This is a genomic window from Flagellimonas ochracea, from assembly GCF_009903685.1.
Lineage (GTDB): Bacteria > Bacteroidota > Bacteroidia > Flavobacteriales > Flavobacteriaceae > Flagellimonas > Flagellimonas ochracea.
Map to the genome: position 1 here is coordinate 267,044 of NZ_JAAABI010000001.1, position 23,650 is coordinate 290,693.

26 protein-coding genes are annotated in these 23,650 nt (G+C 41.6%); 15 read left to right on the forward strand and 11 right to left on the reverse strand.

Annotation, left to right across the window (positions count from 1 at the left end; all coding sequences use genetic code 11):
- Positions 1–41: 41 nt before the first annotated feature.
- On the reverse strand, positions 42–2,150 hold the full coding sequence (locus GTQ34_RS01290) for a PAS domain-containing protein (RefSeq protein WP_166521950.1): 2,109 nt from the start codon (positions 2,148–2,150) through the stop codon (positions 42–44).
- A gap of 245 nt (positions 2,151–2,395) precedes the next feature.
- The gene (locus GTQ34_RS01295) at positions 2,396–2,887 is read right to left on the reverse strand and encodes a hypothetical protein (RefSeq protein WP_208103806.1); all 492 of its coding nucleotides are present in this window, start codon (positions 2,885–2,887) and stop codon (positions 2,396–2,398) included.
- Between the two features lie 145 nt (positions 2,888–3,032).
- Between GTQ34_RS01295 and GTQ34_RS01300 the strand changes: the two genes are divergently transcribed.
- From GTQ34_RS01300 to nudK, 3 genes are all read left to right on the forward strand, one after another.
- Positions 3,033–3,839: a TIGR00266 family protein gene (locus tag GTQ34_RS01300; RefSeq protein WP_166521951.1), complete on the forward strand. Its 807-nt coding sequence runs from the start codon at positions 3,033–3,035 to the stop codon at positions 3,837–3,839.
- Positions 3,840–3,907: 68 nt separating this feature from the next.
- A complete protein-coding gene (locus GTQ34_RS01305; protein ID WP_166521952.1) occupies positions 3,908–4,561 on the forward strand; it encodes a DUF2461 domain-containing protein in 654 nt (217 codons plus the stop codon).
- 9 nt (positions 4,562–4,570) lie between these two features.
- On the forward strand, positions 4,571–5,158 hold the full coding sequence (nudK, locus tag GTQ34_RS01310; protein ID WP_166521953.1) for a GDP-mannose pyrophosphatase NudK: 588 nt from the start codon (positions 4,571–4,573) through the stop codon (positions 5,156–5,158).
- On the opposite strand, the gene GTQ34_RS01315 is transcribed toward nudK, so the two are convergent.
- Positions 5,152–6,432 carry a D-alanyl-D-alanine carboxypeptidase gene (locus GTQ34_RS01315; protein WP_166521954.1) on the reverse strand — a complete coding sequence of 427 codons (1,281 nt, stop codon included), beginning with the start codon at positions 6,430–6,432 and terminating at the stop codon, positions 5,152–5,154. The two genes, nudK and GTQ34_RS01315, sit on opposite strands and share 7 nt — an antisense overlap.
- A gap of 117 nt (positions 6,433–6,549) precedes the next feature.
- On the opposite strand from GTQ34_RS01315, the gene GTQ34_RS01320 reads away from it, so the two are divergent.
- Positions 6,550–6,747 carry a hypothetical protein gene (locus GTQ34_RS01320; protein ID WP_166521955.1) on the forward strand — a complete coding sequence of 66 codons (198 nt, stop codon included), beginning with the start codon at positions 6,550–6,552 and terminating at the stop codon, positions 6,745–6,747.
- 46 nt (positions 6,748–6,793) lie between these two features.
- On the opposite strand, the gene GTQ34_RS01325 is transcribed toward GTQ34_RS01320, so the two are convergent.
- Both GTQ34_RS01325 and GTQ34_RS01330 read right to left on the reverse strand, forming a co-directional pair.
- The gene (locus tag GTQ34_RS01325; RefSeq protein WP_166521956.1) at positions 6,794–7,735 is read right to left on the reverse strand and encodes a hydrogen peroxide-inducible genes activator; all 942 of its coding nucleotides are present in this window, start codon (positions 7,733–7,735) and stop codon (positions 6,794–6,796) included.
- Positions 7,736–7,868: 133 nt separating this feature from the next.
- On the reverse strand, positions 7,869–8,288 hold the full coding sequence (locus GTQ34_RS01330) for a DUF2141 domain-containing protein (protein ID WP_166521957.1): 420 nt from the start codon (positions 8,286–8,288) through the stop codon (positions 7,869–7,871).
- 210 nt (positions 8,289–8,498) lie between these two features.
- On the opposite strand from GTQ34_RS01330, the gene GTQ34_RS01335 reads away from it, so the two are divergent.
- Positions 8,499–10,658: a TonB-dependent receptor gene (locus GTQ34_RS01335; RefSeq protein ID WP_166521958.1), complete on the forward strand. Its 2,160-nt coding sequence runs from the start codon at positions 8,499–8,501 to the stop codon at positions 10,656–10,658.
- Positions 10,659–10,660: 2 nt separating this feature from the next.
- Here GTQ34_RS01335 and GTQ34_RS01340 read toward each other — a convergent pair whose 3' ends face one another.
- Together GTQ34_RS01340 and GTQ34_RS01345 are read right to left on the reverse strand one after the other, a co-directional pair.
- A complete protein-coding gene (locus tag GTQ34_RS01340) occupies positions 10,661–11,083 on the reverse strand; it encodes a DoxX family protein (protein ID WP_166521959.1) in 423 nt (140 codons plus the stop codon).
- 186 nt (positions 11,084–11,269) lie between these two features.
- The gene (locus GTQ34_RS01345) at positions 11,270–11,749 is read right to left on the reverse strand and encodes a GNAT family N-acetyltransferase (protein WP_166521960.1); all 480 of its coding nucleotides are present in this window, start codon (positions 11,747–11,749) and stop codon (positions 11,270–11,272) included.
- Positions 11,750–12,053: 304 nt separating this feature from the next.
- On the opposite strand from GTQ34_RS01345, the gene GTQ34_RS01350 reads away from it, so the two are divergent.
- The gene (locus tag GTQ34_RS01350) at positions 12,054–13,829 is read left to right on the forward strand and encodes a PorP/SprF family type IX secretion system membrane protein (protein WP_166521961.1); all 1,776 of its coding nucleotides are present in this window, start codon (positions 12,054–12,056) and stop codon (positions 13,827–13,829) included.
- 11 nt (positions 13,830–13,840) lie between these two features.
- Here GTQ34_RS01350 and GTQ34_RS01355 read toward each other — a convergent pair whose 3' ends face one another.
- The gene (locus tag GTQ34_RS01355; protein ID WP_166521962.1) at positions 13,841–14,452 is read right to left on the reverse strand and encodes an FMN-binding negative transcriptional regulator; all 612 of its coding nucleotides are present in this window, start codon (positions 14,450–14,452) and stop codon (positions 13,841–13,843) included.
- Between the two features lie 124 nt (positions 14,453–14,576).
- Positions 14,577–15,092 (reverse strand): nuclear transport factor 2 family protein, encoded by a 516-nt coding sequence (locus GTQ34_RS01360; RefSeq protein ID WP_166521963.1) that lies wholly within the window; start codon positions 15,090–15,092, stop codon positions 14,577–14,579.
- 570 nt (positions 15,093–15,662) lie between these two features.
- Here GTQ34_RS01360 and GTQ34_RS01365 point away from each other — a divergent pair.
- The 7 genes from GTQ34_RS01365 (at position 15,663) to GTQ34_RS01395 (ending at position 19,836) form a co-directional block, all read left to right on the forward strand.
- On the forward strand, positions 15,663–16,286 hold the full coding sequence (locus GTQ34_RS01365) for a tetratricopeptide repeat protein (RefSeq protein ID WP_166521964.1): 624 nt from the start codon (positions 15,663–15,665) through the stop codon (positions 16,284–16,286).
- Positions 16,279–17,625 carry a 2TM domain-containing protein gene (locus GTQ34_RS01370; RefSeq protein ID WP_166521965.1) on the forward strand — a complete coding sequence of 449 codons (1,347 nt, stop codon included), beginning with the start codon at positions 16,279–16,281 and terminating at the stop codon, positions 17,623–17,625. Before GTQ34_RS01365 ends, GTQ34_RS01370 begins: the two co-directional genes overlap by 8 nt.
- 170 nt (positions 17,626–17,795) lie before the next feature.
- A complete protein-coding gene (locus tag GTQ34_RS01375; RefSeq protein WP_166521966.1) occupies positions 17,796–18,074 on the forward strand; it encodes a 2TM domain-containing protein in 279 nt (92 codons plus the stop codon).
- Positions 18,075–18,114: 40 nt separating this feature from the next.
- Complete coding sequence (locus GTQ34_RS01380) at positions 18,115–18,417, forward strand: 2TM domain-containing protein (RefSeq protein ID WP_166521967.1); 303 nt, start codon at positions 18,115–18,117, stop codon at positions 18,415–18,417.
- Entirely contained in the window at positions 18,408–18,722 is a 315-nt protein-coding gene (locus GTQ34_RS01385; RefSeq protein ID WP_235914941.1) for a 2TM domain-containing protein, read from the forward strand. The genes GTQ34_RS01380 and GTQ34_RS01385 overlap by 10 nt, the downstream gene beginning before the upstream one ends.
- 2 nt (positions 18,723–18,724) lie before the next feature.
- A complete protein-coding gene (locus GTQ34_RS01390) occupies positions 18,725–19,066 on the forward strand; it encodes a 2TM domain-containing protein (RefSeq protein WP_166521968.1) in 342 nt (113 codons plus the stop codon).
- Positions 19,067–19,080: 14 nt separating this feature from the next.
- The gene (locus tag GTQ34_RS01395; RefSeq protein WP_166521969.1) at positions 19,081–19,836 is read left to right on the forward strand and encodes a LytR/AlgR family response regulator transcription factor; all 756 of its coding nucleotides are present in this window, start codon (positions 19,081–19,083) and stop codon (positions 19,834–19,836) included.
- A gap of 90 nt (positions 19,837–19,926) precedes the next feature.
- On the opposite strand, the gene GTQ34_RS01400 is transcribed toward GTQ34_RS01395, so the two are convergent.
- Together GTQ34_RS01400 and GTQ34_RS01405 are read right to left on the reverse strand one after the other, a co-directional pair.
- Positions 19,927–21,117 (reverse strand): LETM1-related biofilm-associated protein, encoded by a 1,191-nt coding sequence (locus GTQ34_RS01400; protein WP_166521970.1) that lies wholly within the window; start codon positions 21,115–21,117, stop codon positions 19,927–19,929.
- A gap of 85 nt (positions 21,118–21,202) precedes the next feature.
- Entirely contained in the window at positions 21,203–21,721 is a 519-nt protein-coding gene (locus tag GTQ34_RS01405; RefSeq protein ID WP_235914942.1) for a mechanosensitive ion channel family protein, read from the reverse strand.
- 82 nt (positions 21,722–21,803) lie between these two features.
- On the opposite strand from GTQ34_RS01405, the gene GTQ34_RS01410 reads away from it, so the two are divergent.
- Both GTQ34_RS01410 and GTQ34_RS01415 read left to right on the forward strand, forming a co-directional pair.
- Positions 21,804–22,781 carry a CorA family divalent cation transporter gene (locus GTQ34_RS01410; RefSeq protein WP_166521972.1) on the forward strand — a complete coding sequence of 326 codons (978 nt, stop codon included), beginning with the start codon at positions 21,804–21,806 and terminating at the stop codon, positions 22,779–22,781.
- Positions 22,782–22,976: 195 nt separating this feature from the next.
- On the forward strand, positions 22,977–23,627 hold the full coding sequence (locus GTQ34_RS01415; RefSeq protein ID WP_208103807.1) for an OmpW/AlkL family protein: 651 nt from the start codon (positions 22,977–22,979) through the stop codon (positions 23,625–23,627).
- The last annotated feature ends 23 nt before the right edge of the window (positions 23,628–23,650 follow it).

The following is a 23,650-nucleotide window of genomic DNA, read 5'->3' on the forward strand; positions in this document are numbered from 1 at the left end:
AACAGGGGGCCATGCGGAACCCGATGGTCGGGGGACCAAAATCAGGAGGGCACTGGGTGGGAGATGGGGGGCATGGTGATGGTGAAGACACTGCCAAGGCCTGGTTCGCTTTCCACATCGATGGTCCCCTTCATGGCCTCGACCTGGGTCTTGACCAGATAGAGCCCCAGGCCCTTACCTTCCGTATCACGGCTGAACCTGCCGTACATATCGAAGATTTTTTCCTTTTTCTCCCTTTTGGACAGGTCCATGCCCAATCCGTTGTCAAGTACCCGGATCTCGAACCCACCCTCCACGGTACTTCTGGAGACCACCCTGACGTGCGGACGCCTTTCAGTGGACCGGTACTTGATGGCGTTGAGCACCAGGTTGTAGAGGATGTTGGAAAAGTAGCTTTTGATGCCGTACAGACGCGGTGCACCGGACAGGTCCCTTTCTACCGTGGCCCCGGCCTCGGCAATGTCCCCCGCCAAGAGCTTTTCGACATCGGCCATGATCTCTTCCAGGTCCACGGGCACAAAGGTCTCCTTGGAGATGTCCCGTAAGGTAAGGGCATGGTTCAGGTCCCTAACGGTGGTGTCCAAGGTCTCCACCATGGTGCCGATATCGGCTATGGCCCTTTCCCTCATGCCCTTGTCCAGGTCAAAGAGCGCCACGAGTCCCTGAAGGGTGGCGATGGGGGAACGGATGTTGTGGGAGATGACATAGACAAAGTGCTGCAGTTCGTCGTACTGCCGCTGTATGCGGCGCTTGGCCCTCTCGATGAAGGTCACGTCCTGGGTAGTGCCGGCCATACGGTAGGGCTCGCCCTTGGCATTGTAGAATGCCTTACCCTTTTGGTGTACAAACCGGATGCTCCCGTCTATCAGCACGATGCGGTGCACGATGTCGTGCAATACCTTGTTTTTGATACAGTTCTCTACATCGGCGTTGAAGGCCTCCCGGTCCTCCGGGTGGATGATGCCCATGAGTCCCTCATAATTGGCCTCGAATGTCTCCGGATCTTGGCCGAAGACCTTGTAGAGCTGATCGGACCAGGTGATTTTGTCCTTGACCATGTCCCAGTTCCAGTGGCCCAGATTGGCGATTTCCTGTGCCTCTTTGAGGTACCTTTCGCTCTGTTGCAGTTCTTGGTAGGTCTGTACCCTACCAGTGATGTCACGCCTGTAGACACTGCAACCCCTGACCTTTCCTTCCGTGTCCACAATGGGGTGGAAGGAGAGTTCATGGTACCGTGGTGTCCCATCGCCGTTTTGGGATTTGGACTCCGTCTGGAACTCCTCTCCCGAAAAGACCCTGTCGTACAACCTTTTTCTTTCCTCTACATTCATAAAGGAATATCGTTGGTCCAAGATCTGATCGCCCAACTTGGGGCACTCCCCCGTTTCCTCCATCATGGCCTCCGAGAATGCCCGGTTATAGGTGAGCAACCTGTATTCCGTGTCCACCGACCAGATAAGGTCGCGGGTATTCTCCAATATGGAACGGCTCTGCCGGACCTGTCGCTCCCCTTCCTCCGACAGGGAATGCACCACCTTGATGATGGGCTTGACCAGGATCTTGTAGAGGCCGAACAGGAACAGTACGAACATGGCGATCAGAACGGCCACGATGTACTGCAGGGAGGTCAGCCCCTTTTCGGTATCGGTCTGGAGCACATCCACCACTTGGTCCATGCCCTCGAGGAAACCGGCCTCCCATCGGGCCAGATCGGCATATTCCCCCGCCTCCAGTTTCCCGAGGTCTTCCCGCAGGGCGAGTCGGACCATGTTTTCCTGTAAGGGTGATATTATTTTGAGCAGACTGTCGATCTCCGGGTTTTGGGGCCTGGGGATGCCCAGCACATCGTTTCCATGGCGCAGGGCCCTGTGGATACTGTCCCATAGCTCCACATCACTTTTGATCACCTCGTCAAGGGAAGCGTCCCGGGGCAGGGCGTGGATTCCCTTGGCTAGTTTCTGGCCCAGGGTGCGCTGGCGCCCTGCCAGGTTGATGATCATGGCGGAGTTGTCGCGTTTCTCGATGAACAGGTCGATGGTGATCACCAGGGCGACGGCCACCACAACGGCAAGGACGAAGCTCAGGATGATGGATTTCCGGATGTTCTCGAAGGAGACCTGTTTGGTGGGGGAGAGGAAGCTGCTGATCATGGTTGGATGCCCTTTCATCGGAAAGGATTGATTAAATATAAAGAAATTTCTTAAACCATTGCGTTTGTGGTAAAATCACGAAAAAGTAAAAAAGTTCTCTAGGACGCCCACTTTTTGTGTTTGGAAAAGAAGTTTGGTGAGGCCTTTTTGATTGTTCGTATCCCATATCTTGTCAAAAGACTTACCATAGGGAACAAAAAAGCCCCTTTTGGGGGCCTTCGTTTAATTTCTGATACTCTTGGAATTCAGTTCCCTCCGCTCAAAGAGAAGCTGCCGTCCCCGTTGAAGGAGCTAACGGTGATTGTCACTGACCATACCCCAGAGGTCCCCGCATCGGTTACCCCGGAAAAGGAATCTGGCTCTACCACTCCGTTTAAAGACCTATCCAAAACGGTATTGCCATCGGCATCCAAAACGACCATATTGAAAGTACCTTGGGACGTTGCTGTAATGTCCGCATTGTAATCTGCGGTTGTGAGATTATTGTTCCAACTAAACATTCTACTGGTCGTACCACCATTTCCTGTAAAACTGGCATCAACATCTCCATTGAAATCGGAACGGTCACCCACAGTAAAATCCGAAGGGTTTGTCTGTAATAATGTTCCGTTAACTGTTACTCTTGCGTAGGTATCATCGTCTTTGCTACAACTAGAAAATACAAAAAATGCAAATAAGATTGAAAATAGCTTTATGATTCTTCCGTTTTGTATAAAACTAGCGTTCAATAAATTCATAATAAAAGATTTAAGGTTATGGACATAATAACAGTTAAAAAAACTAAAACCCTACTTTGGTATTTCTAAAGGCGGTCATTGCCGTAACAAACTATAATAAAAGAGTACCAATAGATAAAAGTTAAATCATTTGAACAAGTACATCATGAGTAGCACAAACCACGAAATAGACTATGAAATTTACGGAGAAGAAATGCAATATGTGGAGATAGAACTGGACCCGCAGGAGGCCGTTGTGGCCGAAGCCGGCAGTTTTATGATGATGGATACTGATATTAAAATGGACACCATTTTTGGTGACGGTTCCAACCAAGATAGAGGCGTTCTGGGAAAGATTTTCTCTGCTGGCAAGCGAGTTCTTACAGGGGAAAGTCTGTTTATGACCGCTTTTCTCAATGTAGGACAGGGCAAAAAACTGGTAAGCTTTGCATCTCCTTATCCAGGGAAAATCCTACCTATAGACCTTTCTGAAAAAGGCGGCAAGTTTATCTGCCAAAAAGATGCCTTTTTATGTGCCGCAAAAGGGGTATCTGTGGGCATTGAATTCTCGAAGCGTTTGGGGCGTGGACTTTTTGGAGGTGAAGGTTTCATTATGCAAAAGTTGGAAGGGGACGGAATGGCCTTTGTACATGCTGGGGGAACCTTGGCAAAAAAAGAACTGGCCCCTGGTGAAGTCTTGAAAGTGGATACGGGATGCATTGTGGGCTTTTCACAGACTGTGGACTACGATATTGAGTTCATCGGTGGTATTCGCAATACAGTGTTCGGCGGCGAGGGACTCTTTTTTGCCACGCTACGTGGACCAGGAACCGTCTATATTCAATCGTTGCCCTTTAGCCGTTTGGCTGGACGTGTCTGGGCCGCAGCACCTCGAGGTGGCGGGAAGGATAAGGGAGAAGGAAGCATTTTGGGAGGCCTTGGGGATTTGCTGGACGGGGATAATCGATTTTAAAATAGACCCTGAACCAAAATTTGTAGGGTCGAGTGCAGTCGAGACCGGTTTTTTGCTATGTTCGCAACATGGATTTTCGTAACCTTTTTGACTTTCTAGAACAGCTTCAACAAAACAACAATAAAGAGTGGATGGACACCCATCGAAAGTGGTATAGATCACTTCGAGCTGAATTCATTCTATGGTTGGATGACCTGGATGCGACGCTGGCGCAATTGCATGACGACTATTACCCCACTCCAGGGAAACGGGGCATCAATCGAATCAACAATAACTTAATGTTCCATCCCCACAAACCGGTATACAAGGACCATTTTGGGGCTGGTTTGGACAAGGCGCCAAATTCGGCCGACTTCTATGTTGAAATTGGATTGAAACAATGTCTTCTGGCCGGGGGGTTCTGGCGGCCCGAAGCCAAAACGCTACGAAGTATCCGGGAGGGCATCGATTATAATGGTGAGGAATTACAAGCCATATTGGACAAATCTTCCTTTAAAACAACATTTGGTGGTCTGTACGAGGATGAAAAATTGACCCAGGCACCCAAAGGTTTTTCCAATGATCATCCACATATTGAATTATTAAGGAACAAGACTTTTGGAGTGGAGCATTTGTTGGATCGAGATGAGGTGTTTCAGGATGATTTCAAGGAAAAAATCATTAAAGTGTACCTGGAAATGCTCCCTTTTCGGCGCTATTTGAATCATGCAGCGTCAGTATAAAATTATGTTATGAAATACGGAAACGTAAAAAACATTAAAAAAGAACTGCTGTCCGATAATTGGTACACCTTGCACAAGATCACTTTTGAATATCAAAAAGAAGACGGTGCATGGGAAACCCAGGTACGGGAAGCTTACGACCGGGGCAATGGGGCCGCCATATTATTATATAATTCCACAAAGAATACGGTGTTGCTCACACGCCAGTTCAGGATGCCAACATACATAAATGGCAACTCCCATGGCATGATGATAGAAGTCTGTGCCGGACTATTGGAAAAGAACAATGCCGAAGCGACCATTAAAAAGGAAGTAGAAGAGGAGACCGGATATAAGGTGGAGAAGGTTCAAAAAGTATTTGAGTCCTATATGTCACCAGGTTCCGTGACAGAGATTCTTCATTTTTTTATTGCTGAGTATGAAGACGCCATGAAAGTAGGCGAGTGTGGGGGTGCGGAAGATGAAACGGAGAACATTGAAGTGTTGGAACTTTTCTTTTCAGAAGCATTGCAAATGATACAAACCGGTGCAATTAAAGATGCAAAGACCATCATGTTACTGCAGTACGCCCAAATTCAGGACATTTTTCATCAGTAACGATCATACAGTTTTTTCAAGGTAAGGAATATTTGTTGGCGAACCTCCGAAGCAGGGGTTTTAAAGTGGTTGTTCATAAAACTGAAAATGAGCAACTTTCCAGACTTGGTCTTGAGATAGCCACTTAAGTTGTAATTGTTCCCCAGTGAACCGGATTTTGCAAAAATAAAAGGGTCCGTATCTGGATTTTTCCCGGTTTCAACTGTACCCGATACATCCCACATGGGAAACAGTTTAAACAAGCGTTCCTCAGGAACTTCATCATATAGTTTTTGTAACACATGGACCATAGATTTAGGTGTAAAAAGATTGTAGCGCGAAAGTCCAGAACCATCCACCCATCGAGGTTTGTTTTCCAAGTCACTCAAGTCGTTTTCAAACATGTGTGCAATGGCCCTTTCAATGCTCAATGTATCTGAAAGCGTTGAGGAGGCCGTAATCAAGAGTTGCTCGGCCAAAAAATTATCACTTTCAAATAACATTCGTTTATAAATGGAATCGGTCTCCATTCCATATAGCGTTTTTTTCTCTTTTGCAGGAAATTGAGAGGTAAGAACAATTTTTTTCCCCAAAAGACCCTCCAATAAATTTTGGGTCAACTGCGTACTTGTTCTAAACGGTATCTGTACACTGTCCAGCTCTGGTTTGACATAAAAATCGTTGGAAAACTCATTTCTCGATATGGTGGTGTCCCTTAAGGTAACCTTGTCCTCAAAATACACTGGGGATATTTTCAAACTATCCATCTTGTATATGGAAACCACGTTGCCATAAAGCGGTATGGGGCTAATTTCTGGGGAGAAGGAGGTGTCATAATCTTCCCAAGCCCATCCTGGACCGTAGCGTCTCCCCTCAAAATTGTTAGGATATAATGCAATGTTGGATTGCTGTTTAAGCCACCTAATGGCAGTACTGTCCTTGAAAAAAGGATGCAACCAAGTGGGGTTTCCTGTACCTTCAACATAAACAGTGTCTTTTGTAACGGTATACCTCAGACTTGGAATATGTTTTGGCAGCAAACATAACCCAGTGTAGAAAGTGAAAATCTTGACATTGCTTGCAGGCGTGAAGTAGGTGTCACCATGGTGATTGTATACCAATTTTTTGGTTTTTCCATCCGAAATGACCAGGCCGTGCAGTGAGTTTTGGAATATCTGTGTGTTGAGGTCATTATTCAGGGATTTTTTGAGCGAGGCGCACCCGGAAAAAAGAAAATAAAAAATTAAAAGTATGGTAGTCAAATAGTTGAAAGATTTGAAACCAGTTTTTATCATACGGCCTTTTATCGAATTTAACACGAATTTATCCAATTTTTAACTGTGGACCGATACAATTAAAGCTGTTTTTCATTAATTTCGAGTACAACCAATAATTTAAACAATCAAATTCCTATGCCCAGAGCTATGTTAGATTACACCAAAACAGTCCTTCAAAAGGTCAGTTTTGATGCCAAACTCTTCGCTAAAGAATTGAAGAAAGCAGTTTCACGTTTGTTGCCAAGTGAAATAGAGGAACTTAAAATCTGGCTTCAGTATTTTATTTTGGATAAGCCAGAGTTACAACCCACGTTGTTATTATTAAGAGCATGAATATTTGGAGCCGCTTCACAGCGGCTCTTTTTTTTGCATAAAGTTTTCAGTTCTTCGTCAAAGGACTGATGATTTTAACATCTTGAAAGGCAATGGCTCCCCGAACAATGCTTGATATGACTTCCTTAAGTGCTTCAGTTATTTGAATCTTCAACTCACTCTTATGGTAGATGAGACTTATTTCCCGAGCGGGCGATGGATTTTTAAAAGGTTTTAAAAACTGCTTTTTGCTGGATTCCAGTTGCAAGGTGTTCAAATACGGCAACAACGTCATTCCCATGCCTTCATCGGCCAGACTCACCAAGGTCTCAAAACTTCCGCTTTCAATTTTAAACTGCTCTCCATTGAGGTTTTTGGGTGACTGGCAGAGGTTAATGACCCCATCTCTAAAACAATGTCCGTCCTGCAAAAGAAGAATATCATTCAGATTCAAGTGTTCAGTGGTCAGCATTTCTTCAGCAGAAAGGCGATGGTTTTTGGGAACGTAGCCCACAAAGGGTTCATAGTATAAAGGGCGTTCCTTTATAAATTCAATTTCCAAGGGCGTTGCCGCTATGCCAGCATCCAAGTGTCCGTCCAAAATATTACGTATCATCACATCCGTAGGTTGTTCTTTGATGATCAGGTTGACTTTTGGATATTTTTTGATGAAGGTGTTTAAAAACATGGGCAATAAAGTGGGCATTACCGTAGGAATGATTCCCAAAGTATAGTCACCCCCTATAAAGCCTTTGTCCTGATCAACAATATCTTTGATTCGTTCTGCTTCAGCAACAATATTTTTAGCCTGCGCCACTATTTTTTTGCCAACTTCGGTGATAGATATGGGTTTTTTGCTGCGGTCAAAGATGAGAACATCGAGCTCGTCCTCCAATTTCTGCACCTGCATGCTCAATGTTGGTTGGGTCACAAAACTCTTTTCAGCGGCCAGCGTAAAGTTTCTATGTTCTGCAACTGCCAATACATATTGTAGCTGGGTAATGGTCATATAGTATAAATTTGAAATATAAAAATATAAAAAACCATCAATAAATCTTATGGAGCTTAACCAGCTTTTTAGAAAATAAAAAAGCCTGCAATATGCAGGCTATGTTTTTAGGTTTTCAAAAGCTTCAAAAGCCTCAAAAGCGGATACTCAACTCCAAATCTTCTTCTTTGACCTCAAATTTGGCCATTTCAAAAGTAGGAGGTCCATAGGACATGTCGTTGCCTGACATTCCATAACTCTCTTTGGGCATGCCGTTTTCTTGGTAGTCCATTCTGTTATTTTCATTTGCATCGTGGAGCGCCATTATGGCATAGGTGCCTGGGATGACATTATCAAAGGTGAAGGTTACCTTTCCATTTTCGATTGCTCTTACAGTGTTTTGAAAGCCCGCACCTTTCATAAAGGTGTCAGCTGTGTGTAAGCCGGCCAAAACTTGTCCTTCGTCGCTTGTTACATTGTCAATGGTAACTTTAATCTGGATTCCTTGGTTTTCTTGCGCCAATCCCATTAGGCTTACAAATAATAGTGTCAATGATAGTGCTACAATTTTCATAAGGTACTTTTTTATTTGATTAATGGCCCAAAATTGAACCAAAGGTCTCCTCCAATAAAATTCACTTGACTGAAATGTAGATTTTTGATTCCGAATTGTACGACGGGAATTCGGTTTTCAATTCATCCATTAAAATGGACAATTGGGTATTTCCTTTTAGTTCTTTAAAAAGTCAAGAGGCATTTTTGGGCCATCAAAAAACGAATGGTCATGAAAAACCTTGTCCTTTTCATTAGCTTACTCTTTTTCAGCAGCGTACAGGCCCAAACGGTTATATCAGGAAGGGTCACGGACACAAAAAAAAATCCAATTGCAGGGGCCAATGTATATCTGGAGGGGACCTATGATGGTGCCTCTACGGACGAGAATGGAAATTTTAATTTTGAAACCGTGGAAACGGGCACCCAGACTTTGGTTGTCTCCATACTTTCTTATGAGCCGCACTACGAGGTTGGGGATGTAAAATATTTTAACGAATTAACAATTAGCTTGATTGAATCCATTAATTCCTTAACCGGGGTTACCTTGACTGCTGGTACTTTTGAAGCAGGGGATAACTCCAAAGTGTCCGTGTTAAAACCTTTGGACATTGTTACCACAGCCGGTGCCGTTGGCGATTTTGTTGGAGCATTGCAAACCTTACCGGGCACGGCCACGGTGAACGAGGATGGCCGATTGTTTGTTCGCGGCGGAGATGCCGGGGAGACCCAGGTTTTTATTGATGGACTTCGAGTTTTTCAGCCCTTTAATGCCACGGCCAACAATATTCCTACACGAGGAAGGTTTTCAGCTTTCCTTTTCAAAGGAATCACTTTCAGCACAGGAGGATATTCTGCTGAATACGGACAGGCACTCTCTAGCGTACTGTTGTTGAACACCACTGATGTTCCGACACAAGAAAAAACGGACGTTTCCATAATGTCTGTTGGGGCAGGTCTGGGACATACCGAAATATGGGGAGATCAATCCGTAAGCTTAAACACTTCCTATATCAATTTGGCACCCTACGAGGGCTTGATACCTTCCACACAAGGGGTGAGGTGGAACAGTCCTTATGAATCCATATCGGGAGAAGCAGTCTTTAGAAGTAAAGGAGAGAGAAGCATGTTTAAACTGTACACTGGATTTAATCACGCTAATTTGGATATCGAGCAAGAAGACATCAATTTTGAGGATTTTGTTAGCTTTCAGTTGACCAATGACAACCTATATTTCAATAGCTCCTATAAATATTTCTTTGAAAATGATTGGAGTATAACCACCGGGGCTTCCGTTGCTTGGGATACCAACGATATTGTTTTGCTCGAAGACAATATTGAAACCAAAGAGAGGGCTATGCATACCAAATTGAAAGCCCACAAAAGCTTTAGCAGCAAACTGAATATAGATTTGGGGACGGAACTTTTTATCGTGGATTATGAAGATACCCTCACCGAGCAAGAAGGTGTGCTTTTGGGGAGCGGGTACAATAATCAGTTGTGGGCTGGTTTTGTGGAGACCAACATTTTTTTCAGCAATCAATTGGCCATGAAAGTGGGTGCCAGAGCAGAGCACAGTTCACTGTTGACAGATTTTACGCTGTCACCTCGGGTTTCTTTGGCATACAAGCCGGGAGAAAAAGGTCAGTTTTCATTGGCCTATGGCGATTTTTACCAAAACCCTAGGAACGAAGTCATCAAATTTGATGATACTCTGCTTTCAGAAAGAACTTCGCACTACATACTGAATTACCAGTACTTGGAAGACGGAAAGACACTCAGGGCTGAAGCTTACTACAAGGATTACCGGAATCTTATAAAGCATGATACCCAACAGCCACAGTTTAATTCGGTTTTTAGCAATAACGGTTTCGGACATGCCGCAGGACTTGATATTTTTTGGAGAGATAATAAGAGTGTTAAAAACCTCGACTATTGGCTTTCCTATTCTTTTTTGGATACCGAAAGGGATTTTAGGGATTTCAGAGAAGCGGTCAGACCCAACTTTGCCCCGAAACACAATCTATCCTTGGTCACGAAATATTGGGTGGACGATTTACGGTCACAGGTAGGGTTTTCTTATGCTTTTGCATCGGGTAGGCCGTATGACAATGCGAACACTGCGGAGTTTATGGCTGAAAGGACCAAGTCTTTTAACAGCTTGAGTTTCAATTGGGCCTACCTAATCGACCAGCAAAAAATTCTATATTTCTCTGTGAACAATGTATTGGGCTTCAATAACATCAATAATTATCAATATGCTAACACACCCAATGGCAATGGAACTTTTGACCGCAGGGCCATCAGACCCGCAGCGGATAGTTTTTTCTTTGTAGGCTTCTTTTGGACCATTAGCTCCGACGGCAAAAGCAACCAGTTGGATAACCTTTAGGTTTATTTCTGCATTTTCAGATAATAATCAGCCGAGTGCTTGCCAGAACCATAAACGATAAAGAAAATACACACTAAAAAAGCCACTATTGCCATAATTAGGTTGGTTGCGTTCATTTCACCCAAAAAATTGGTCAATATGGCTCCCAACAAAATAGGTAATTGAGCCACTGAGGCCCATCGGGTCAATAGCCCAACCACAATTAAAAACCCACCTACAAAATGGGCGGGGGCTATGTAGTGCAGAATGATCATACCTCCGGGCATATCCTGAAACGGTTGGGCAATGATCATCATCTGTTCATGATTGGACATGAATTCCACCCCTTTAATAAAAAGAAAAACCCCAAATGCGACACGAAGTAAATCTAATGGATAATAAGTATGGGCATTGGCCCATTTGTTTAAGTTTTTGACTGTTCCCATGGCGCCAGCTATTTTTATTCACCTTATAAGATACTCATTTTTAGTGATATATGGAATAGTTATTTTTCAAATTTTGAGGGGCTACCAGCAGAAGATGATTGAATCGTAACTGCTGTAAAATGCATTTAAACTGTTTATTTGTCTTGAGAGTGAAGAAAGTATCGGGGACTGGATCTATATTATGTATTAATCGTCGGTCAATACCAACTCCATCTGGATATCACTTCTTTCATAGGGCGATTTGGCTCCTACTATCTCAACAAACCCCAATTTTCGGTATAGGTTGATGGCAGGCTCTAAAATTCGGTTACTCTCCAAATACAATTTTTTGCAGCCTAGCAGTTTTGCTTTTTCAATGATGTGATGTCCCAATAGTTTGCCGATACCTTTTCCTTGGGCTTTCGGAGAAACACCCATTTTGGCCAGCTCAAACTCAAAATCTTCACGGTCACTGGGTATTAAGGCGCATACTCCTACAGGATCATCAGCTAGCAAAGCAACAGCAATGTAGCCCCCCTTGTCCAAGATATAGGTCCTTGGATTGTTCAATGAAACATGGTCCATTTCCTCCATTCTAAAATACTTTACAATCCATTCTTCATTTAATGCTCTAAAGGCATTTTTATAGGCATCCGAAAAGGGTACAATCTTCACTTTTTTATCCATAACCATACTTAGGATTGACTATGTCAAAATTAATTTAAAAGCTGAAGAACATTATCAACATATATCGGGAAACATTCCGGTTTTTGGTGAAAAAACCATCGTTCTAGTAGTTTTTGCAAAGGATTGACCATATATTTTTTGTGCGGTTCAACGAGAAAATTGGGTTTTTATCGAGATTCAACGTAATATTATACTTTAAGACAAGTTGCCACTTTATAAGTATCCCAAATCTTACTAATGAGGCCAAAAAAAATGAACATGCCTGTCCCCTGCAGGTCCATTAACCTACAAAACCATCTCGGCTATGGAAATAAAACTACCCCTATTCCTAAAATTCTTAAAAGAATATAATGCCCGCTGGATTCTATTGTTGATAATAATCAGCATTTTCTTGTGTGGCAATTCCAACGCACAGGAGAACAATCCGTACGTAAGCTATAATGTGCCTTTTCAGAACCTGTTGAAGTTCAATCGGTTTTTGATTAACCCCACTTTTTCGACAGTTCGAGAGGATAAATCCTATGTAAATCTGTTTCATCGAAGCCAAAGTGCCAGTTTTGACAATAATAACCAAAACTATTTCTTGAGCTATAGTGGAAGATTGAATGAAAGGATTGGTCTTGGCTTAAGCCTGTATAATCAGCAAGAAGGAATAATATCCAACCTTGGGGTCATGGCGAATTATTCACATGGCATACAATTGGGGCAAAAGAGTAGTCTTAGTTTTGGGGTAAACATTCCGTACTACACCAGTAACTTTGACCCCGATAGAGCCATAGCCTTGGAGGATGATCCCCTATTGAATGACGCTACACAAACATCCATCATTTCGTTTCAACCTGGACTCAATCTTTCATTGGGAAAATTTGATTTTGGCGTATTTGCACAAAACCTAGTGGATTATAACCTCAACACAGGTAAGTCGTTGACGGAGCTGAGTGATAAAACATTTTCTGGACATATACAATTTGCACACGAGTTTGAGAACGGTGCCGGTATTTTGGAAGATGGTCGTCTACTACCCTTGGCAAGAGCTCGATTTGAACCAGACCAAGACCCAGTTTTTGGTGGGGGCCTTATTTTGGATTTACCCAAATTGGGTTGGATTCAAGGGGGCTACGATCAATTTTACGGAGCTTCGGCCGGAACAGGTTTTAATCTAAACAGGAGACTTTCTTTTGGATACAATTTTGAAAAGAATATCAGTAGCAACCTTACCAATTTAGGTGTGACCCATGAGGTGTCCATAGCGTATACCTTTATCCCCAATTTATCCAAGAACGTAATGATTGTAGCGGATAATAGCACCAATCCAAAACCAATCGAAGGAACCTTTGTCGCGGATGCCAAACCGGAAAAAGTGGAAAAGAGCGGCAAATTGGATGCACAAACCACACTTCGACCTACTAACAAGGAAGATTTAGCTTTTTGGGAGGCGCAAATTGAACAGCTGAAAGCACAACAACAGGATAACTATGCCGTAATCAACGAGTTGATTTTCAAGATGGATTCTTTGGAATCGCATCGACAAAGAGATCTTGAAAAACGTTTTGAAATGGTTATGCGCATGGTAAAACGCCATACCAATGATGAAAGTCCTGAAATAGAATCCAAGGCCCAAAAACTTTATCTAGCAAAGAATGAGGACCTTGATTCCATCTACAATGCGATGGAAACACCGCAATTGGCCGTTAACGCCCCAAAACCTGTGAAAAAGGAAACAGCAGCACATAAAAAGGGAACATTTACCGGAGGGGACTACAAACCTATTGAAAGGTTTATCAATCTAGACGGTGTGGGCAAGGGGCATTATATAGTGGCCAATGTATTTAAGAACGAACGATATTTAAAGAACTTCATGGCCAAACTCAAAGCGCAAGGACTGGATGCGAAGTACTTTAAAAACCCTGACAATGGATTGAATTATGTTTATCTCGCTAAATACCAGAAAAATGAGGAGGCCTATGCTGCATATCGGTCCAAAATGAAAGGCAAGTACAAAGAGGATATCTGGATCATGCATGTGGATAACCCTAGGTATTCCAATTGGGCCGACACCATGTATCAGGACAACGAGTAATAGTAATTCAATTACTTTTTTGTAGCATTTATGTGGTCTGCAATGGCTTTGCTGGCAGCATCATTCTTTTCATTGAGCTCTGAAACAATTCTGGGATGGTCCTCAGGCCGGGTTTGGGAGAGCTTGTAAGCAGCTTGGATTTCTTCAATTTCAATCTGAAACCCTACTACTCCTTTCACTTGACGTAAGGTTTTTGGTGACATATCCTTTAGTGATACCGGTTCTTTTGAATTCTTTTCATACTTGTACACAAGTCTATGTAGCGAAGCCATCGTGTCCGCTTCATCCATAATTGCAATACTTCCGTATACATGAACGGCAATGTAGTCCCAGGTAGGAACTTCCTCTTCTTTATACCAGGAAGAAGAAATATAGGTGTGAGGCCCATTGAAAATACAAAGCACCTTTTCTGATTCTTGGAAAGCTTTCCACTGTGGATTGGCCTTGGCAATGTGCCCAACTAGGATATTCTTACCCTTATCGTTCATTTCAAGTTCCAAGGGAATGTGTGAGGCCCATGGTTGGCCGTCGAGTTGATTGACCAAAATACCAAAACTGTTTTGTTTGATGAAATCCCTTATTTCCTCAAGGTTCTCGTTTTTGTAATAATGGGGGATGTACATGGCTCTACTAAAAACTAACGGCAATCAAATGCGTCAGTAAAGATATGAAGACTTCAAGTTTTTGATTTTTTTAAAAATAAATGAAAAAAAGACCCTAAAAAGGGTCTTTTTGCATGATTGGTGATTATTCAGTTTGCTCCTGGTCCTCGGCCATTTGTGCCGCTGCCTCAATTTTTTGAAGCTCCATTACAATTTCGGTAGGGTCCCAATACCCATACTCTCTTACAATTTTACCGTCAACAAATTGATAGGTAAGATGTATGGGAATGGTCATTTCTTTACCATTTGCAGCCAAGGTGCCTTTCCAGTCCAACCAACAGTTTACCCATGTTTCGCCATCATCTGTGAGTACCATTTCATACTCTTGGTCATCCATAAACCCCCGTGAGGCATAATTGTTGTCGGTCTGTTTGTGGTAATCCATAGCTTCACTGGGGGACAATGGATTTTCCCGGGTATTGTAAAAGGTTTTGGAAGTATCGGCATACATACTGGTATCAAAGTTTTTACTATTGTAGTTGGCGATTAAATTCTTGACAGTGTCAATTTCTGGTGAATTTTGCGTGTAACGCACCGGACCTTGTTGGCAGGCCCCGAAAATAAGTGCCACAAGTGCACATTGAAGAATAATGCTTTTCATTGTTTTTGGTTTTTAGTTGTTTAATTGAGATAAAGGGAAGCCCAAGCTTGTTTCCGCATTGGCTTCGTACTTTAGATTATAAAGCCTGTGTCAACAATATCTGTCACAGAAGACTTCAGGATAAATAATGACTGGTATGAATAATTGTTCTTAAAAACTAACGTTGGCAACTTGCTTAAATTCAAACATCATAGAACGACCTCAATGGCAAGTAAGGATCTAATTTAATATGGGGAACAAACCGAAAATGATGTGGGACGGGAATAAATAAGCTATCGGTTACCGAATATAGTAAAAATCTGAAAATGAAATATTTAAAAATGAAATAATGTAAAAATTGTTCATAAAAACTCATTATTCCGCTACTTTTCTTACACGCATCAAGGCTGTTTCTTTGGATTTCAAGACAAAGAACAAAAAAATAGGCCGTGTCAAACCATTTGTTGATTGGTCAGAGGTGTATAAACACAATTCATCCGCAATAAAATACAGTTCGGTCAATGCTTCTTTGATGATGTATTGGTTGAATGCAATTTTGTGCCATAGTAATTCAACAAAAAACGAACAGTCATGAAAAAACTCCTCACATTGGTCCTTTTGGGCATCGCTTCAATCTCATTTGCACAAGATCGTTATGATCAAGGCATGAAAAAGGCCTTCGCACTATGGAAAGATCAAAAGGTCGTTGAGGCATCCAATCTCTTCGAACGTATTGCCATGGCAGAACCCGACAATTGGCTACCCCACTATTACGTAACACAATTAAATACTTTGATTTCCTTTGGAGAAAAGGATAAGGAAAAATTGACAAAACAATTGGAAAAGGCCAAAGAGTTTTTGGATTTGGCCAAGGCCATATCACCCAACAACCCAGAACTTTTGATACAGGAAGCAATGATCAACACAGCATGGATTTCGTTTGATGGAGCAACTTATGGAATGACATTGTCCCCAATAAATGCTCAATTGTACCAGAAGGCATTGGCTTTGGCCCCAGAAAATCCGCGAGTGGTATTTTCAAAAGCGGAATGGGACATGGGCAGTGCTCGATATTTTGGAAAGGATACTGCGCCTTATTGCAAGAATGTAGAGCGAGCACTGGAACTTTTTGCTAATTTTAGCAATGACACACCTTTTTATCCCTCCTGGGGAAAGGAGCGAGCGGAGATGATTTACAAACAATGCGGTGAATAGAAAAACGACAAATTATCTGGGAAGGCTTTTACTGGTTGCCATTGCAATTGGATTGGTGCTGGCAACCTTGTTCAATGGTTTGGAAGCAATATCAGGTGAGCCGATAGCCTTTGACGAAAAGCTGCTCCGTGAAGTTGGTTACTACATCTTTTACTCCATTGTACTGACGTTTTTGAACAGCCTGTATTTTGATTACATGAACCACAAGGTGGTTTGGAGAAAATACGCCAGATATCGCATATGGATAACAGCATTGGGAGGTATAGCCATCACCATGTTGGGTATTTTTTGGATACGTATCACCACAAACATTGGATTTGAAGGTGAAAGTTGGGAAGAGTTCTTAAATGGAGAAAGGCCCATCTTTTATGTGGTAGCACTTTTAATCACCATAGTGGTCACTGTCTTTTTCCATGCTTTTTATTTTTACAAAAGCTGGCAGGAGAAAAAAGTCAAGGAACAAAAGATCATTGCCGGCTCTGCATCTGCCCGTTTCGATGCCTTGAAAAATCAATTGGACCCCCATTTTCTGTTCAACAGCCTTAATGTGCTCACAAGTTTGATAGAAGAAGAACCCGAACAGGCCCAAAAATTCACGACATCCCTATCCAAGGTGTATCGCTATGTTTTGGAACAGAAAAATAAGGATTTGGTAACAGTAGATGAGGAACTCAATTTTGCCAGGACCTATGTACGATTGCTAAAAATGCGATTTGAGGATAGCATTGTTTTTGAGATTCCTGAAAATTGTTCCAATCCCGAGGCCAAAATTGTCCCCCTTTCTTTACAGTTGCTTCTGGAAAATGCCGTAAAGCACAACATTGTCACCGCTTCCAAACCTTTGCATATACAAGTTTACGAGCAGGAAGGAATGTTGGTGGTCCGTAACAACCTACAAGAAAAACAAGTGGTGAAAAAGAGCAGTGGGGTGGGGCTTCAGAATATTAGGCAGCGGTACAATATTTTGACGGATAGGGAAGTGGTCATCAACAAGACCGTAAGTGAATTTAGTGTAGCCCTGCCCATGCTGACCAAACAAATATCTGTAACCGAAACGCAAGAAAACTATATAGAGGAAAAAAGGTATCTAAAAGCTAAAGAGAGGGTGAAGGGAATAAAAGATTTTTACAGCAATTTGATCTCGTATTGCATTGTTATTCCTTTTTTGTGGTGGCTCAATTTTAGGACTACCGATTTCCTATGGGCGTTTTTTCCAACCTTGGGATGGGGGTTCGGTGTATTGGCACATGGAATGGAAGCTTTTGGTTACAACCCACTATGGGGGAAACGATGGGAGGAAAGGAAGATTCAGGAGTTGATGGACGAGGACGATTTTTAAAAACGCCAAGTCCTCAATGGTATCGATGAATTACTCATTTCTGAAATTCTCATTCAATTCATCCCCAAAAAGCAACAGTTCGCGAATCCTTTTTTCATCCCCTTGAACGATATTTTTAAGTTTGATTCATGAACGACGAATCAAGTACACATCAATCAAAAAAATCGAACATGGAAAACATAACGGATTACAAATACAAAAAAGCAAAGCAGAAAGTGGAATGCATTAAATCCTTTCATATCCACTTAACGGTCTATGTTATTGTGATTTCTTTTTTAACTTTTATCAATTACATGACCACAGATTACTTTTGGGTGATTTTTCCAGCCTTAGGATGGGGTGTGGGACTGATAGGACACTGGCTACACGTCTACGGAACCGATTATTTCTTAGGGAGCAATTGGGAAAAGCGCAAGATCCAACAATTCATGGACAAGGAAGAATTCTAATGAAGCCTTATCTTTAAGAAGCATCAATAAAACCAACATTATGGAAAACAACAACAAAGAGAGCAAATACATAAGGGCCAAAGAACGCGTGGACGAACTAAAAAAATTCTATGCCAATTTGTGGTCGTACATTTTGGTTATATCCGTATTGGCCTTGATCAATTATCTTACCAATGGATTTAGTTACATGTGGTTTTTATGGGCCGCATTTGGTTGGGGAATTGGCGTGTTTTTTCATGCCATAGGAACTTTTAACTTAAATCCATTTTTTGGCAAAGGCTGGGAAGAACGTAAAATCAAAGAGCTAATGAACGATGAAGATGAAACAAAAAAATGGAGATGATTATGGGTGTGGAGCAAAACAAACTGGAGCGGGCCAAAAAACGTGTCGATGAAATAAAGGGGTTCTACGTGCATCTTTCAATATATATAGTCATAAATGCATTTGTTTTAGTCAATATCTATCTCAACACTGACCGTTTTTGGCAATGGCCCCATTTCGTCACCTTGTTCGGCTGGGGAATTGGGTTGGCGCTCCATGCCTCCAAAACATTTGGATTTAATCCCTTGTTTGGCAAAAAATGGGAAGAGCGGCAGATTCAAAAGTATATCGATGAGGACAAAAAGAAAATGGATAAGTTCAAATAAGAATGGAAAACGAAATCATCAGACTGGAGCGGGCAAGGAAGAGAGTGGGCCAGTTAAAGAAATTCTACTCTCATATTATGATTTACATTGTGGTCAATATCGCACTAGTTGTCCTTAAATTGCATTTGTTTGAAAGCCTAAGGGATTGGGGTAACGGTATTGAATTCCACGAAGTACATTGGACAGATCGAAAAATCATATCCACCCCTTTAATTTGGGGAGTCTTCCTTATTGGTCACGGAATTTGGGTTTACAGTAGGCCTTTGACAAGAAGGTGGGAAGAAAGACAGATTAAAAAATATATGGCAAAGGAGGAAGAGGAAGAGTTAAAGCGTTACAGGTAGTTAAAGGGACAAAAATGAACGTAATTATCATAGAAGACGAAAAACCAGCAGCAAGAAGACTGAACAGGTTGCTGGAGCAACTGAATGTACAAGTATCCATAATGCTCCATTCCGTCGATGAATCCATTGAATGGTTTCAGAACAATCCACATCCCGATCTCATTTTTCTGGACATTCAATTGTCAGATGGGCTTTCTTTTGAAATTTTTGATATGGTAGAGGTGCAAAGTGCCGTTATTTTCACCACTGCTTTTGATGAATATGCATTGCAGGCCTTCAAGTTGAACAGCATCGATTATTTGCTAAAACCCATTGATGATGAAGAGCTGGAAAGAGCCGTCAAAAAATACCGAAATCTTAAGTTGGGATCGCAACAAATTTCCATCGATTTTGAAGACATAAAAAAGCTTTTGGTGAATCCTTTGGAACGGGAATACAAAAAACGTTTTACGGTGAAGGTGGGTCAGCATCTAAAAATTTTAAATGCCGATGATGTGGAAAGTTTTTATAGTGAAAACAAAGGAACCTATGCGGCCACTTCCGACGGTAGAAATTATTTGTTGGATACCACCCTTGAGCAATTGGAAGAGGAGTTGTCCCCAGAAACGTTCTTTAGGGTCAGTAGAAAGTTTTATGTGAACTTGAACCATATAAAGGACATAGTAGCTTACACCAATTCTCGGTTAAAAATAAATCTAAATCGGTTTGATGAGCAAGAAATAATTGTGAGCAGAGAACGCGTAAGAGACTTTAAGTTATGGTTGGAATAAAATTAATCAAAAATCTGGAAATCAATTTATTGATTAGTTTAAAAAATAACTATAAATTTTCCTTATAGCTGATTTTTCGGGCTAAAATTTTTAAGAATCCTCTACGCGGTTTTCATCAAAAGCAGAAGGAAGTAATTTGGGGATTAGTTTGATAAAAATGGGCAGCAAAACGGCTCCACCTGGTAGCATAAAAATGGCCAAGGAAGGGATGCTCTTAAAAACATCAATCAATTGTTTTTGTACTTTTTTCCTTTCTTCCGGATCCAAATCCTTTACCGTGGACTTGGATAAAAGTGCAACCAATTCACGACTTTCTGCGAGCTCTTTTTTGAGTCTTTTGCTGTTTCTCAGAATCAATTTACTTACACTTTTGGACATGCCTTCGTAGAACTGAAGCGCTAAATTTTTATCGTTTAAGTAGGATACCCTCGGGGCATTTTTTTCAAAAAAATCTTGAATAAAACTTACAGCTGATTTTACTTCTTTTTTGGATTTTTCCAAGTCTTTTCCAAGTCCTAAAATGTAATCGGTTTCGGTACGGTCCAATGATTTATCTTCCCAAATCGTCAAACAGGCCATATCCAAAAAGTAATCTTTCTCATACTTGGTGAAGTTCTTCCTTAGCAACTCGGTGTAAGAGCCATTAAATTCGTTTTCATTCAAGTTCACATAGGTCAGCGAGGCATCTAAAAGTTGGATGAGTTTCTCATCGGTTTCATGTGTTTTTTTTGAACTTAGGGCTTTGTAGACAATATTCATGGTAGCATACTCCAGTAATTGGGCATGCTGCATGGTTTTTCCAGGATTGTTCAGATAATGCTGGAAGATCAAGATATCAACAAACAATAACGAGTTGGTAAGGCTGTTTCCAAAAGCTCGGCTAAAGGCATTGCCACCCAAATAAATTCTTGAATCTATCAATTTCTCCAGCTGTGATGCCGTATGCGTACCACTCAATATTTTGTTCAAAAAAGAAATTTTACCCACATCCAAGGATTGGTAATAACCGAAAACGGTATTGACAAAAGTGTCAAAGTCTTTTTTCCCCGTTTCGAACAAATGGGTAAAGTATAGCGCGGTAAGCAAATTGATTTTGGCCACTTCATCTTCAGTGAGCGAGTGCTCTACATCAATGAAATTGGCAATTTCCAAATGAATTCCGTAGACAAACCCATTGTTTTTAAGCTGGAGATAGAGGTCTTCAAAGCTCTCAAAAGCCTTGGATTTATGAACTACAAGGTGTCCAAACTTATTTATCCAACCGGAAGCAGATGGGTTCATGGGAAAAATTATAACTCAAAGTAAGGCAAAATAGGCTACTTTATGGAAATAAAGTGGCCTTTACCATTAAAAAAAGGTTGCTTTTTTATGTATCCAATTGTGACGACTCTTCTTCCGGCTGAAGAATTTCTATACCTTTTTGAATCACTAAATTGGTAGGTATGGTAATTCTCCTCCCATCATCGGTTCTCATGAAAAGATAAAAACCACTGAGGTCTTCCACTTTTCCTGTCCAATCAAAATCCTTGTCCAGCACTCGTATGCGGTCGCCCAAACGTAGCGGGTGGTTAAAAAAGAGGATGACACTTGCAGTTAAATTGGAAAGTATGGACCACTGGGCCACAAAACCGACACCCAAAATGGCCAAAATAGAGGAAAGGAAAACAGAGAAATCTTGGAGATTAACCCCCCAAATTATAGAAAGACCTACTAAGGCTAGACCATAGAACAACAGGTTATGCAGATAAAAAATAATTTTTCGGTTGTTCATATCGATGGAACTTAGCCTGCCAAATCGCCGTATGGCACGTTTGCCAAGTGAATTCACAACAAAGATGAAGACCAACAAAACCGCAGTTAAAAGAACTTCCGTTTTAAAAGACATGATATCAACCATAGGCTATACTTGCTAAATTTGACTTAACTTATTGCTCTAAACTACGAATAACCCTTTTTATTTTAATGCGATGGCCACAGAATTTGAAAACAATACATGGGTAATCAATTATTCCTTTGAAAGCTACTATGACCGTAAGTTTTCCATGGAAAATGACAGCCAACTGTCTAAGACGGATAAAACGATAACCTGGGTAAATACTTATGGATTGGACTATCCGGATGAATTCAGGCAGATTGTTTTGGGCAATGAACTTGATGATTTTCTACTTAGGTTATTGCTGAACCCCAATTTGGGAAACAAGGTAATAGAACTCGAGGATCAACTTTTTTTGGCCGTTCGGATTTTAAAGACTGAAGACAATGAACTGGAAGCAGAGCAGATGTTCTTTGTAGTGGCCAAAGACTTTGTTTGGTGTATTCAAGAAAAACAGGGTGACCATTTTGATTGGATCAGGCAACGAATTTTTGACAATAAAGGGATCATTCGAAAAAAGAAAGCCGATTACCTACTCTTTTTTATCCTGGAAACCATCGTGAACAATTATAAGCAGAAGTACAAGGAACTGGTCATTATAGAGGATTTGGTATATACCACAAAACAAGAGCCTACTCCCCAGTTTATGGTGGAAGTGGAGCAAAAAAAAGCAACCATCCATCAATTTAAAAAGGCAGGTCACGGATTGCGGGATATTGTGGTAAAGTTGGACAGTGTAGAAGTAAAAGGGTTCCAGACCAAATATTTTAATGAGCTCAGGGAACAAATCAATGGGCTATTGAACGAAATAGAATCGGATATTCAGGAATTGGAAAGTCAGATCAATCTATTTTTCAGTGTTCAAGGACATAGATTGAATGAGGTTATGAAGACCTTGACCATTTTTTCGGTAGTTTTTATTCCTCTTACCTTTTTGGCTGGAATTTATGGAATGAACTTTGACCATATGCCCGAGTTAAATTGGACCAACGGATATTTTATGCTATTGGGCGTTATGTTCCTTGTTGCCCTGATCACCATCCTTATATTCAAACGTAAGAAGTGGTTTTAAGATTGATTTTTAGAACTTAGTTCCACTCTTAGCAGTTAGCTTAGGCACCATGAAACCTCAAAAAAAGCATTAAAAGCTCGAATACAACGGTATATGGAGAAAAGCTTTTTTTTACCCTAACGCCTACAATGATAAACATCATATTCCTTAAAAAAAGTGGAAGGTAATTTTGCCAGAACCTTAAAACACAATATGATGAGAAAAACTGTAACAATTGCAATAGCTTTTTTAATGGGATTTGCAAACCTCGCATTGGCCCAAAATGCCTCAGATGACAATGATGGAAGCAAATGGCAATTTCGATTGCGAGGAATTGTCGTTACTCCAGATGAAAGCGCGGATATTGAGGCCATTGGCGGAGATGTGGACATTTCCACCGCTTTTGTACCTGAGTTGGACATCTCCTACTTCTTTGATGAAAACTGGTCTGTGGAACTGATTCTGGCCACTGCCAAGCACGATGTAGAGGCCGTAGGGACTGCTGCGGGCGATATAGATTTGGGACATGTGTGGTTGCTCCCTCCAACATTAACGGGCCAATACCATTTTACAGGCAGTGATTTTGTACCATACTTGGGTGCCGGGGTAAATCTGACCCTCTTTTATGGAGTGGATGAAGGACCTGTTGCCGATGACGTGGAATACGATACAGCCCTTGGTTTTGCGCTTCAAGGTGGTTTTGACTTCATGCTCAATGATAAATGGTTCTTGAACTTGGATGTTAAAAAATTGTTTTTGAACACGAGGGCCACTGTGGATGCAACCACCGCACTTGGAGCCACTGTGGATGCTGACGTGGACATTAATCCATGGATTTTTGGTTTTGGCGTTGGCGTGAAACTATAATAGGATAGGATTTAGGTCAGATT

Coding starts and splice junctions, on each gene's coding strand:
- GTQ34_RS01290 (WP_166521950.1), bottom strand. CDS start 2,150: ATGATCAGCAGCTTCCTCTCCCCCACCAAACAGGTCTCCTTCGAGAAC.
- GTQ34_RS01295 (WP_208103806.1), bottom strand. CDS start 2,887: ATGAATTTATTGAACGCTAGTTTTATACAAAACGGAAGAATCATAAAG.
- GTQ34_RS01300 (WP_166521951.1), top strand. CDS start 3,033: ATGAGTAGCACAAACCACGAAATAGACTATGAAATTTACGGAGAAGAA.
- GTQ34_RS01305 (WP_166521952.1), top strand. CDS start 3,908: ATGGATTTTCGTAACCTTTTTGACTTTCTAGAACAGCTTCAACAAAAC.
- nudK (WP_166521953.1), top strand. CDS start 4,571: ATGAAATACGGAAACGTAAAAAACATTAAAAAAGAACTGCTGTCCGAT.
- GTQ34_RS01315 (WP_166521954.1), bottom strand. CDS start 6,432: ATGATAAAAACTGGTTTCAAATCTTTCAACTATTTGACTACCATACTT.
- GTQ34_RS01320 (WP_166521955.1), top strand. CDS start 6,550: ATGCCCAGAGCTATGTTAGATTACACCAAAACAGTCCTTCAAAAGGTC.
- GTQ34_RS01325 (WP_166521956.1), bottom strand. CDS start 7,735: ATGACCATTACCCAGCTACAATATGTATTGGCAGTTGCAGAACATAGA.
- GTQ34_RS01330 (WP_166521957.1), bottom strand. CDS start 8,288: ATGAAAATTGTAGCACTATCATTGACACTATTATTTGTAAGCCTAATG.
- GTQ34_RS01335 (WP_166521958.1), top strand. CDS start 8,499: ATGAAAAACCTTGTCCTTTTCATTAGCTTACTCTTTTTCAGCAGCGTA.
- GTQ34_RS01340 (WP_166521959.1), bottom strand. CDS start 11,083: ATGGGAACAGTCAAAAACTTAAACAAATGGGCCAATGCCCATACTTAT.
- GTQ34_RS01345 (WP_166521960.1), bottom strand. CDS start 11,749: ATGGATAAAAAAGTGAAGATTGTACCCTTTTCGGATGCCTATAAAAAT.
- GTQ34_RS01350 (WP_166521961.1), top strand. CDS start 12,054: ATGGAAATAAAACTACCCCTATTCCTAAAATTCTTAAAAGAATATAAT.
- GTQ34_RS01355 (WP_166521962.1), bottom strand. CDS start 14,452: ATGTACATCCCCCATTATTACAAAAACGAGAACCTTGAGGAAATAAGG.
- GTQ34_RS01360 (WP_166521963.1), bottom strand. CDS start 15,092: ATGAAAAGCATTATTCTTCAATGTGCACTTGTGGCACTTATTTTCGGG.
- GTQ34_RS01365 (WP_166521964.1), top strand. CDS start 15,663: ATGAAAAAACTCCTCACATTGGTCCTTTTGGGCATCGCTTCAATCTCA.
- GTQ34_RS01375 (WP_166521966.1), top strand. CDS start 17,796: ATGGAAAACATAACGGATTACAAATACAAAAAAGCAAAGCAGAAAGTG.
- GTQ34_RS01380 (WP_166521967.1), top strand. CDS start 18,115: ATGGAAAACAACAACAAAGAGAGCAAATACATAAGGGCCAAAGAACGC.
- GTQ34_RS01385 (WP_235914941.1), top strand. CDS start 18,408: ATGGAGATGATTATGGGTGTGGAGCAAAACAAACTGGAGCGGGCCAAA.
- GTQ34_RS01390 (WP_166521968.1), top strand. CDS start 18,725: ATGGAAAACGAAATCATCAGACTGGAGCGGGCAAGGAAGAGAGTGGGC.
- GTQ34_RS01395 (WP_166521969.1), top strand. CDS start 19,081: ATGAACGTAATTATCATAGAAGACGAAAAACCAGCAGCAAGAAGACTG.
- GTQ34_RS01400 (WP_166521970.1), bottom strand. CDS start 21,117: ATGAACCCATCTGCTTCCGGTTGGATAAATAAGTTTGGACACCTTGTA.
- GTQ34_RS01405 (WP_235914942.1), bottom strand. CDS start 21,721: ATGTCTTTTAAAACGGAAGTTCTTTTAACTGCGGTTTTGTTGGTCTTC.
- GTQ34_RS01410 (WP_166521972.1), top strand. CDS start 21,804: ATGGCCACAGAATTTGAAAACAATACATGGGTAATCAATTATTCCTTT.
- GTQ34_RS01415 (WP_208103807.1), top strand. CDS start 22,977: ATGAGAAAAACTGTAACAATTGCAATAGCTTTTTTAATGGGATTTGCA.